The sequence below is a fragment of the Caenispirillum bisanense genome (assembly GCF_039523075.1).
GTDB classification, from domain to species: Bacteria; Pseudomonadota; Alphaproteobacteria; order Rhodospirillales; family Rhodospirillaceae; genus Caenispirillum; species Caenispirillum bisanense.
On sequence record NZ_BAAAEP010000021.1, the window covers coordinates 67,357 to 76,489 of the forward strand.

A 9,133-nucleotide genomic window follows, 5' to 3' on the forward strand; every position below is an offset into this window, starting at 1 on the left:
CAAGCAGGACGAGACCGTTTTATGAAATCCGTCATGATGAGCGAATCGGGTTCCGGCCCTGCTGCCGTTACGCGATTCGCCCCCTCTCCCACCGGATACCTGCATCTCGGTCACGCCTACTCGGCGCTGTTTGCCCACGGCTGCGCCCGGAGCGCCCGCGGGCGGTTTCTGCTGCGGCTGGAGGACATCGACGGCGGCCGCTGCCGGCCGGAGTACGATGCCGCCATCCTGGAAGACCTCGCCTGGCTCGGCCTGCGGTGGGACGGGCCGGTGCGCCGCCAGTCGCAGCACCTGGACGACTACCGCGCCGTGCTCGACCGCCTGGCCGATCGCGGCCTGCTCTATCCCTGCTTCTGCACCCGCCGCGAGATCCAGGAGGAAGTGGCGCGCGCGCCCCATGCCCCCCACGGGCCGGACGGCGTGCTCTATCCCGGCACTTGCCGCCGCTGTTCAACGTCCGAACGGCAGCAGCGGATCGCGGCCGGCGAGTCCCACTGTCTGCGGCTGGACATGGCGGCGGCGGTGGCGCAGGCCGGGCCGCTGCGCTGGCACGACCGCGCCGCCGGCTGGCAGACGGCGCAGCCGCAGGCCTTCGGCGACATCGTGCTGGCCCGCAAGGATGCCCCGGCGAGCTATCATCTGGCGGTCACCTGGGATGATGCCCTGCAAGGGGTGACGCTGGTCACCCGCGGCACCGACCTGTTCGAGTCGACCCACGTCCACCGGCTGTTGCAGGCGCTGCTCGACCTGCCGGTGCCGGACTATCACCACCACCCGCTGCGCACTGACGAGCACGGCCGCCGCTTCGCCAAGCGCGACCGCAGCCTCACCCTGCGGGCGCTGCGCGAGGCCGGGCGGACGCCGGCGGAGGTAATTGCCCTGGCCGGCGCCGATCCGGTCTGGCTCGGCGCCGGCTGAGGGCAATTGTACCGAGGGCATTCAGCGCCAGTCGCGGGGCAATCCGTCGCCGCCGACGCGCCAGTAGGGCTGCGCCACCTCGTCGGCGGCCTGCACGCGCGAAACGCCGATGTCCCGCAGCAGGCGGTCGTCCAGGCGGGCCAGCGCTGCCAGGGTGCGGCGGTGGAGGTACCACTGCCACAGGCGGGCCGGAAGGGTTCTGCCCCAGAGCCCCAGGCGCTGGAGGAGGAGGGCGCGGGCGGGCATCCGCCGGGTGTGCTGCAAGGCCATGTCACTTGCTCCTTTGCTCGATCATGGACTCAAGCTATGATCGCGCAATGATCGGTGCAATGAGTGCATTGATCTCGGCGCAATGTAATTGACATCGGTGCAAGTGCATGGACAGCTACCGCAGCCTGGCGGACGAGATTGCCCGCGACATCGCCGAGGGCCGCCTGAAACCGGGCGACCGCCTGCCGCCGCAGCGCGACTATGCCTATGGCCGCGGCATTGCCCCCTCCACCGCCGGCCGGGTCTACAAGGAACTGGTGCGGCGCGGGCTGGTAGTCGGCGAGGTGGGGCGCGGCAGCTTCGTCCGCGCCGTGCCGGGGCAACCGGTGGGCGTCGCCGCGGTGGCGACGGTGGAGGCGACGGCGAGCGGCCTCGTCAACCTGGAAGCCAGCATTCCCATCATCGACGGCCAGGACGCCGTGATGGCGGAGGTGCTGTCCGGGCTGGCGCGGCCGGAGGCGCTGGCCGCCATGCAGGCGCTGCCGCGTCCCGGCGGCACCCAGGCCACGCGCGAGGCGGCAGCCGCCTTCCTCGCCCGCGACGACTGGCAGCCGGCGCCGGAAACCCTGCTGGTCGCCGCCAGCGGCCGCCGTGCCATCGCCGGCGCCCTGGCCGCCCTGGCGGCGCCCGGCGAGACGGTGGCGGTGGAGGCGCTGACCTATTCCATGATCAAGGGGCTGGCGGCGCGGCTCGGCATCGTGCTGGTGCCGGTGGCGCTCGACCCCCACGGCCTGCGGCCCGATGCCCTGGCGCAGGTTCACCGCGAGGTCGGCGGGGTGAAGGCGGTCTACGTGCAGCCGTCGGTCCACAACCCGCTGTCCATGACCATGCCCGCCTCCCGCCGCCGCGATCTGGCGGAGACCCTGCAGCGGCTCGACATCGTGGCGGTGGAGGATGCGGTCTACGGCTTCCTGAAGCCCGACCTGCCGCCGCTGGCGGCGCTGGCGCCCGACCATGTGATCCACATCGACAGCCTGTCGAAGCGGGTGGTGCCGTGGCTCTCCCTCGGGCTGGCGGTGGTGCCGCCACGGCTGCGGCCGGCGGTGGCGGCGGCCCTGCACACCGGCGGCTGGACGCCCACCGGCCTCGGCCTGGAACTCGGCATGATGCTGATGCGCGACGGCATCGCCGCCGACATCTCGCGCCGCAAGCTGGACGACGTGGCGGCGCGGCAGGCGCTGGTGCGGGAACAGCTGGCGGGCTTCACCCTGCGCACCGATCCCCTGTCCTATCACTGCTGGCTGGAACTGCCGGCGCCGTGGCGGGCCGAGACCTTCGCCGCCGCCGCCGCCCGCCGCGGCATCGCCATCACCCCCGGCGCCGCCTTCGCCGTCGGCCCCGGCCATGCCCCCAACGCGGTGCGCATCGCCCTCGGCATCCCGCCGCTGCCGGTGCTGGCGGAAGCCCTCGCCACCCTGCGCGCCATTGCCCTCGGCGGGCCGGAGGGGTTCGCGGTGGACTGATGCCGCCCGCCGCCGTCAGCCCTTGCCGGCCAGCGGGTGGTGGCTGTTGACCAGGGTGCGCAGGCGTTCGTCCAGGATGTGGGTGTAGATCTGCGTCGTCGAGATGTCGGCGTGGCCCAGCATCTGCTGCACGCTGCGCAGGTCGGCGCCGTGGGCCAGCAGGTGGCTGGCGAAGCTGTGGCGCAGCACGTGCGGGCTCACCTTGCTCGGCGGCAGGCCGGCGGCGACGGCGATTTCGCCCAGCATCTTGGCGAAGCCGTCGCGGGTCAGGTGGCCGTCCTTGCTGCGCGACGGGAACAGCCAGCGGTTCTTCCGGGCCGCCGCCTCGCCCAGCAGGGCGCCCCGCGCCTCGATCCAGGCGCGGGCGGCATCGCGGGCCGGTTCCGACAGCGGCACCATGCGCTCCTTCGAGCCCTTGCCGCGCACCACCAGCACCGCCGGATCACGGGCGACTGCCGACAGCGGCAGGCTGACCAGTTCGCTCACACGCAGGCCGGTGGCATAGAGGATTTCCAGCAGCGCCGTGGCACGCAGGCCGCGGGCGCCGTCGATGGCGCGGGCGGCGTCCAGCAGGCGCTCGACGTCGGTCTCGCTCAGGTACTTGGGCAGCGGCCGGCCGAGGCGCGGGCTGTCCACCGTCGCGGTGGGGTCGTCGGCGCGGCTGCCCTCGGCGAACAGGAAGCGGAAGAACTGCCGCAGCGCCGACAGCCGCCGGTTCATGGTGCGCGGCGTCATGGCGGCGGCCGCCAGCCCGGCGAGGTAGGCGCGCACGTCGTCGGCGGTGGCGTCTTCCGGCGGGCGGCCGGCGACGCGCATGTGGCCGGCGAAGTCGGCCAGATCGCGGCCATAGGCTTCGATGGTGCGCGGACTGGCGCCGCGCTCGGCCACCATCATTTCAAGGAACCGCTCGACGTGACGGGAGGTCATGGAGTGCGGACCTGCGGATTGGACATGGGGGACGGACGTGGTGGCGGCGCGCCGGCTCAGACGCCGGCGGCCGCCATGGCCTCCAGCGCCAGGGCCTTGGCGTCGGCTTCCAGGCCGATGCGGCGCAGCGCCGCCACGGCGCGGAACAGCGCCTCCGGGTGGACCACCGCCGGCCCCTCGTTGCCCAGGGCGATGAGCGCCAGCGCCACCGTCTCCCCGATGCGCCCCTGCGCCGCCGCCACGTCCAGCGCCCGCAGGATGGCGGCGTCGGGCACCGGGCGGGCGTCGACGGTGGCGTCGGTCAGCGGCACCAGCCAGTCGGCGGAGGCCACCGGCTCGCCCAGCGCCTGCAGCAGGCCGAGCACCAGGGTGTGGCGGCGGTCGATCTCCACCTTCTGTGTGCCGGGCGGCTGGGTGGCGCGCCAGGCGGTGAGCATTTCCGGGCTGAAGGGCGCGGCGGCGGGGGCATCGGCCACCCGCTCGTAAGGCCACAGGGCGCGCAGGGCGGCGGCGGCGGCCGGCGGCGCATCCTGGCGCAGGCGGGCTTCCTGCAGCCACGGCCGGGCGGCATCGGCGCGGCCGGCGGCGAACAGCGCGCGGGCGGCGATGGCGGTCAGTTCCGGCAGCGGCGGCAGGGCGGCCAGACCATCGGCATAGAGCGCCGCGGTGGCCGGATAGAGCGGCGTGAAGCGCACGCCTTCCAGCGCTGCCGCCATCACCGCCGGATCGTTCTGGCGGACCTGCCGCTGGAACAGGCGGGCGCGTTCCCGCGGCGACTGCGCCTGGGTGCCGGCCGGGGCGGCGAGGTCGGCCTCGGAGAAGGCCTCGGCGGCATACAGCCGGGCCAGTTCGGGCGCCGTCAGGGCGCCCATGGCGGCGGCCCGCTCGGCCAGGGCGAGGCGGTCGGCGAGCGGGCCATGGCCGGCGACGGCGGCCAGCAGCCAGGGCTCGGCATCGGCGCCGAGGGCATCGGCCGGCAGCTCCCGCCCGGCCGCCCGCACCATGGCGAGCAGCAGCGGGTTGGGCGCCGGCATGGACTTGAGCGCCGCCGGCTTGAGGCCGGACAGCTGATCCGCCGCCCAGTAGAAGGGGGCGTCGTCGTGGCCGGTCTCGCGCAGCATGGCGAGGGTCAGCTGCGCCGAATCGGGCTTGCGGTCGAGCAGGTCGCAGAAGGCGGCGACCTTCTGCCAGTAGGGACTGTCGAAGGCGGCGACGCCCTCCCGCGCCTGGGGGCAGACCTCGGCCGGCACCGCCTCGGCGGTGGCCTGGGCCAGCAGGGCGTCGACCAGGGCGCGGCGCAGCGCCTCCGGCCGGTCCTGGGCCGGCACCGTCTCGGCCAGACGGGCGGCGGCCGGGGCCTCGCCCATCACCCGCAGGTGCTCGACGCGCAGCGGCAGCAGCGCCGCCGCCTCCGGTCCCTGCGGATTGGCGGCGGTGGAGGCGAGCAGGCGATAGGCCAGTTCATGCGCCACCGGCGACGGGGCGCCGGGCGGCAGCTTGTCGACCAGCGTGACGGCCAGCTCCGCCGGCGTGCCCTGCCACAGGCGATAGGGCAGGCCGCCGGTGCGTTCCTCCAGCAGGCCGGTGGCGGCGGGGTCCAGCCGGTCGAGCGGCGCCACCGCCACGCCGCCGAGCCCGCCGGCCGGCGGAATGGCGGAGGGCGAGGACGGCGACTGCGGCTGCTGCTGCGGCGCCTGCGGCTGCAGCGGCGCCGGCTGGGCAGGCTGGGCAGGCTGCTGCTGCGGGGCGGCGTCCGGGGCCGGGAACAGGCGCACCGGCCCCTGCTGCGACTGCTGCGCCAGCGCCGGGGCGGCCGCCATCAGCAGCGCCAGGGCGGCGGGGCCGGTCGCCAGCCGACGGCGGCGGCCGGCGTCAGCGCTGGAAGCGGTCATTGCTGATCACCTTCTCCACGGTCGCGGTCGGCGGCGGCATTTCCCAGGTGGCCAGGAAGCCGACCCCGGCCACGATCACGGCCAGCACGAGCAGGATGAGAATGCGGGAGAGGGTGCGCATGTATGGGGACCGATCCTTGATCCGGTGGCGGCAGCGGCGTCCCGTGCCAGCCCCGTCGCCGATGCGACCGGACTCGGGACAGCCCGTGCGGGGTGTGGTATAGGAACCGATTATGGCAACAGGACGGCAGTGTAATCCCTTGACGAATCGCGTGCAACGCACGGCGGGAGGCGCCCCGTGAGCGGCGTCTGGCTGACCCCGCCGCACGCCGAGGCGCCGCTGGCGCTGCATCGCACGGTGGTGCTGGTGGGCCTGATGGGGGCCGGCAAGAGCGTGGTCGGGCGGCGTCTGGCCGGTCGGCTGCATGTGCCCTTCGTCGATGCCGATACCGAGATCGAGAAGGCCGCCGGCCAGTCCATCGCCGACATCTTCGCCAACCTGGGCGAAGACGCCTTCCGCGCCGGCGAACGCAAGGTCATGGCCCGCCTGCTGGACGGCGAGCCCTGCGTGCTGGCCGCCGGCGGCGGCGCCTTCATGGCGGAGGACACCCGCCGCCGCATCCGCGCCCGCGGCATCAGCGTGTGGCTGCGCGCCGACCTCGACCTGCTGGTGCGCCGCACCGCCGGCCGCGCCCACCGGCCGCTGCTCAACCAGGGCGACCCGCGGGAGAAGCTGCGCGCCCTGATCGACCTGCGCTACCCGGTCTATGCCGAGGCCGACATCACCATCGACGCCGGCGAGGAAAGCCCCGAGGTCACCACCGACCGGGTGCTCGCCGCCCTGCGCGACTTCATCGACCGCCGCGGCGCCGTGGCGCCCGAACCCGTGGAGACCGACCGGTGAGCCCTGCCCCTTCCGCCGCCGCTGCCCCCGCCGACGCGGGCACCGCCGAAACCCTGCGGGTGCCGCTGGGCGAGCGCAGCTACGACATCCTGGTGGGCGGCGGGCTGCTGGCCGAGGCAGGCCGCCTGATGGCGCCGGTGCTGCGGCAGAAGCGGGTGTTCATCGTCAGTGACGAGACGGTGGCCGGGCTGCACCTCGCCACCCTGACGGCGGCGCTGGACGCCGCCGGCATCCGCCACGACAGCCACATCCTGCCGGCCGGCGAGGCGACCAAGAGCTTCGCCCACCTGGAAGGGCTGCTCGACGCCATGCTGGCGGCCCGCTGCGAACGCGGCACCATGGTGGTGGCGCTCGGCGGCGGGGTGATCGGCGACATCACCGGCTTCGCCGCCTCCATCCTGCTGCGCGGGGTGGACTTCGTGCAGATCCCGACCACGCTGCTGTCGCAGGTGGACAGTTCGGTCGGCGGCAAGACCGGCATCAACACCCGCCACGGCAAGAACCTGGTCGGCACCTTCCACCAGCCGCGGCTGGTGATCATCGACACCGACACCCTCGGCACCCTGGCCCGGCGCGAGCTGCTGGCCGGCTATGCCGAAGTGGTGAAGTACGGCCTGATCGACGACGCCCCCTTCTTCGACTGGCTGGAGGAGCACGGCGCCGCCCTGGTGGTGGGCGACACCGCCCTGCGTCGCCGCGCCATCCTCACCAGCTGCACCGCCAAGGCGCGGGTGGTGGCGGCCGACGAGCGCGAAGGTGGCCTGCGCGCCCTGCTCAACCTGGGCCACACCTTCGGCCACGCGCTGGAGGCCGAATGCGGCTACGGCGATACCCTGCTGCACGGCGAGGCGGTGGCCATCGGCATGCTGATGGCCTTCACCCTGTCGGCCCGCATGGGCCTGTGCCCGGTCGCGGACGTCGAGCGCCTGCGCGCCCACCTGCTGGCGGTCGGCCTGCCGGTGGTGCCGCCGCGGGTGGCCGGCGCCGCCCTGGATGCCGACGTGCTCATCGCCCACATGGCCAGCGACAAGAAGGTGGCCGAGGGCAAGGTGACCTTCGTGCTGGCGCGCGGCATCGGCCACTCTTTCCTGTGCCGCGACGTTGATCCGCGGCTGCTGCGCGAGGTGGTGGCGGAGTTCGTCGCCGCCTCCTGACCGCGCCGGCCGCTGCCGCAGGCTGCTGACCTTTTGAACCCACGGATGGGATTGCCATGACCACCGCCATGATCGTTTCGCTGGTTGCGATTCTGATCTGTCTTGTGCTGTCGGCCTTCTTCTCGGGCTCGGAAACGGCGCTGACCGCCGCCTCCCGCCCGCTGATGCACGAACTGGAGCGCAAGGGCGACGGCCGCGCCTCGGTCGCCAATGCCCTGCTGGCCAAGCGGGAGCGGCTGATCGCCACCATCCTGCTCGGCAACAACCTGGTCAACATCCTGGCCTCCGCCCTGGCCACCAGCGTGCTCATTACCCTGTTCGGCGAGGGCGGCGTGGCGGTGGCGACGCTGGTGATGACGGTGCTGATCCTCATCTTCAGCGAAATCCTGCCGAAGACCTATGCCCTCACCCACACCCACCGCCTGGCGCTGGGAGTGGCGCCGGTGATGCGCTGGCTGGTGATGATCCTCGGCCCGCTGACGGCGGTCATCCAGGGGGTGGTGTCGCTGGCCCTGCGCCTGGGCGGCGGCGGCGAGCGGCCGCACACCGCCACCATGGCCCTGGCCGAACTGCGCGGCGCCATCGACATGCACACCCAGGCGGCGGAGGAAGCGGCGGCCGGGCGGCGCACCATCGTCCACGAACGCGCCATGCTGCGCAGCGTGCTCGACCTCGCCGACGTGGAGGTGAGCGAGATCATGGTGCCGCGCGGCCGGCTGGTCACCATCGACGCCGACCAGCCGACGCCCGACATCGTGCGCCAGGTGCTCGCCAGCCCCTACACCCGCATTCCGCTGTGGCGCGGCAAGTCCGACAACATCGTCGGCATCCTGCACGCCAAGGCGCTGCTGCGGGCGGTGGAGGCACACAGCGGCGACATCGGCGACCTGGACGTGGTGACGGTGGCGTCGCAGCCGTGGTTCATCCCCGATTCGACCCGCCTGCTCGACCAGCTGCAGGCATTCCGCCAGCGGCGCGAGCATTTTGCCCTGGTGGTGGACGAATACGGCGTGCTGCTCGGCATCGTCACCCTGGAGGACATCCTGGAGGAGATCGTCGGCGACATCTCCGACGAGCACGACATCACCGTCTCCGGCGTGCGGCCGCAGCCGGACGGATCGTTCGTCATCGACGGCGGCGTCACCATCCGCGACCTCAACCGCCAGTTCGACTGGAACCTGCCGGACGAGGAAGCGGCCACCATCGCCGGTCTGGTGCTGCACGAAAGCCGCACCATCCCCGATCCCGGCCAGACCTTCCTGTTCCACGGCTTCCGGTTCGAGGTGCTGCGCCGCCAGCGCAATCAGCTGACGTCCATCCGCGTCTCGCCGCTGCCGGCGTCCGACACCGGCTTCGACGAATCGTCCTGACGCAGGCGCCTTACTTGGGGCCGCAGACGCGGGTGGAGACGCACTTGCCGGCGTCGGGCCCGCTGTCGACGCATTGCACCACCCACGAGCAGCTCTCCCCTTCCGGCGCCGCGGTCTGACCGCGGCTGCTGCTGCTGCCGGATGCCGGCGGCGTGGCGGCGGGGGTGCGGCTGGCCGCCGGCGGAGGCGGCGGCGCCGGAGTCGACGCGGCGGGAGCGGGGGCGGCCGGGGTGCG

Annotated in this window: 10 protein-coding genes; 5 read left to right on the forward strand and 5 right to left on the reverse strand. The window is 73.5% G+C overall.

Annotated elements, in window-relative coordinates; all coding sequences use genetic code 11:
- Positions 1 to 21: 21 nt before the first annotated feature.
- Positions 22 to 918 carry a tRNA glutamyl-Q(34) synthetase GluQRS gene (gene gluQRS / locus ABD056_RS11310; RefSeq protein WP_343866699.1) on the forward strand — a complete coding sequence of 299 codons (897 nt, stop codon included), beginning with the start codon at positions 22 to 24 and terminating at the stop codon, positions 916 to 918.
- A gap of 21 nt (positions 919 to 939) precedes the next feature.
- Here gluQRS and ABD056_RS11315 read toward each other — a convergent pair whose 3' ends face one another.
- Positions 940 to 1,188 (reverse strand): DUF1127 domain-containing protein, encoded by a 249-nt coding sequence (locus ABD056_RS11315; protein ID WP_343866701.1) that lies wholly within the window; start codon positions 1,186 to 1,188, stop codon positions 940 to 942.
- A 107-nt stretch (positions 1,189 to 1,295) separates the two neighbouring features.
- Between ABD056_RS11315 and ABD056_RS11320 the strand changes: the two genes are divergently transcribed.
- On the forward strand, positions 1,296 to 2,651 hold the full coding sequence (locus ABD056_RS11320; RefSeq protein ID WP_343866703.1) for an aminotransferase-like domain-containing protein: 1,356 nt from the start codon (positions 1,296 to 1,298) through the stop codon (positions 2,649 to 2,651).
- A 15-nt stretch (positions 2,652 to 2,666) separates the two neighbouring features.
- On the opposite strand, the gene ABD056_RS11325 is transcribed toward ABD056_RS11320, so the two are convergent.
- Genes ABD056_RS11325 through ABD056_RS11335 form a run of 3 tightly spaced genes read right to left on the reverse strand, consistent with a single transcriptional unit; the run spans position 2,667 to position 5,591 of the window.
- Positions 2,667 to 3,578: a site-specific tyrosine recombinase XerD gene (locus ABD056_RS11325; protein WP_343866705.1), complete on the reverse strand. Its 912-nt coding sequence runs from the start codon at positions 3,576 to 3,578 to the stop codon at positions 2,667 to 2,669.
- Between the two features lie 56 nt (positions 3,579 to 3,634).
- The gene (locus ABD056_RS11330; protein WP_343866707.1) at positions 3,635 to 5,470 is read right to left on the reverse strand and encodes a hypothetical protein; all 1,836 of its coding nucleotides are present in this window, start codon (positions 5,468 to 5,470) and stop codon (positions 3,635 to 3,637) included.
- Positions 5,451 to 5,591, reverse strand: a complete 141-nt coding sequence (locus tag ABD056_RS11335) for a hypothetical protein (RefSeq protein WP_343866709.1) — start codon at positions 5,589 to 5,591, stop codon at positions 5,451 to 5,453. Before ABD056_RS11335 ends, ABD056_RS11330 begins: the two co-directional genes overlap by 20 nt.
- A gap of 255 nt (positions 5,592 to 5,846) precedes the next feature.
- On the opposite strand from ABD056_RS11335, the gene ABD056_RS11340 reads away from it, so the two are divergent.
- The 3 genes from ABD056_RS11340 to ABD056_RS11350 are packed head-to-tail and all read left to right on the forward strand — an operon-like array spanning position 5,847 to position 8,898.
- On the forward strand, positions 5,847 to 6,374 hold the full coding sequence (locus tag ABD056_RS11340) for a shikimate kinase (protein WP_425545031.1): 528 nt from the start codon (positions 5,847 to 5,849) through the stop codon (positions 6,372 to 6,374).
- Entirely contained in the window at positions 6,371 to 7,528 is a 1,158-nt protein-coding gene (aroB, locus tag ABD056_RS11345; RefSeq protein WP_343866712.1) for a 3-dehydroquinate synthase, read from the forward strand. The genes ABD056_RS11340 and aroB overlap by 4 nt, the downstream gene beginning before the upstream one ends.
- A 56-nt stretch (positions 7,529 to 7,584) precedes the next feature.
- Positions 7,585 to 8,898, forward strand: a complete 1,314-nt coding sequence (locus ABD056_RS11350; RefSeq protein ID WP_343866713.1) for an HlyC/CorC family transporter — start codon at positions 7,585 to 7,587, stop codon at positions 8,896 to 8,898.
- A 10-nt stretch (positions 8,899 to 8,908) separates the two neighbouring features.
- Here the strand turns inward: ABD056_RS11350 and ABD056_RS11355 are convergent.
- A partial coding sequence (locus tag ABD056_RS11355; protein ID WP_343866715.1) for a hypothetical protein occupies positions 8,909 to 9,133 on the reverse strand: 225 nt, incomplete at its 5' end.

Excerpts from the sequence above, each read along its gene's own strand:
- gluQRS (WP_343866699.1), top strand. The coding sequence starts at position 22 with ATGAAATCCGTCATGATGAGCGAATCGGGTTCCGGCCCTGCTGCCGTT.
- ABD056_RS11315 (WP_343866701.1), bottom strand. The coding sequence starts at position 1,188 with ATGGCCTTGCAGCACACCCGGCGGATGCCCGCCCGCGCCCTCCTCCTC.
- ABD056_RS11320 (WP_343866703.1), top strand. The coding sequence starts at position 1,296 with ATGGACAGCTACCGCAGCCTGGCGGACGAGATTGCCCGCGACATCGCC.
- ABD056_RS11325 (WP_343866705.1), bottom strand. The coding sequence starts at position 3,578 with ATGACCTCCCGTCACGTCGAGCGGTTCCTTGAAATGATGGTGGCCGAG.
- ABD056_RS11330 (WP_343866707.1), bottom strand. The coding sequence starts at position 5,470 with ATGACCGCTTCCAGCGCTGACGCCGGCCGCCGCCGTCGGCTGGCGACC.
- ABD056_RS11335 (WP_343866709.1), bottom strand. The coding sequence starts at position 5,591 with ATGCGCACCCTCTCCCGCATTCTCATCCTGCTCGTGCTGGCCGTGATC.
- ABD056_RS11340 (WP_425545031.1), top strand. The coding sequence starts at position 5,847 with ATGGGGGCCGGCAAGAGCGTGGTCGGGCGGCGTCTGGCCGGTCGGCTG.
- ABD056_RS11350 (WP_343866713.1), top strand. The coding sequence starts at position 7,585 with ATGACCACCGCCATGATCGTTTCGCTGGTTGCGATTCTGATCTGTCTT.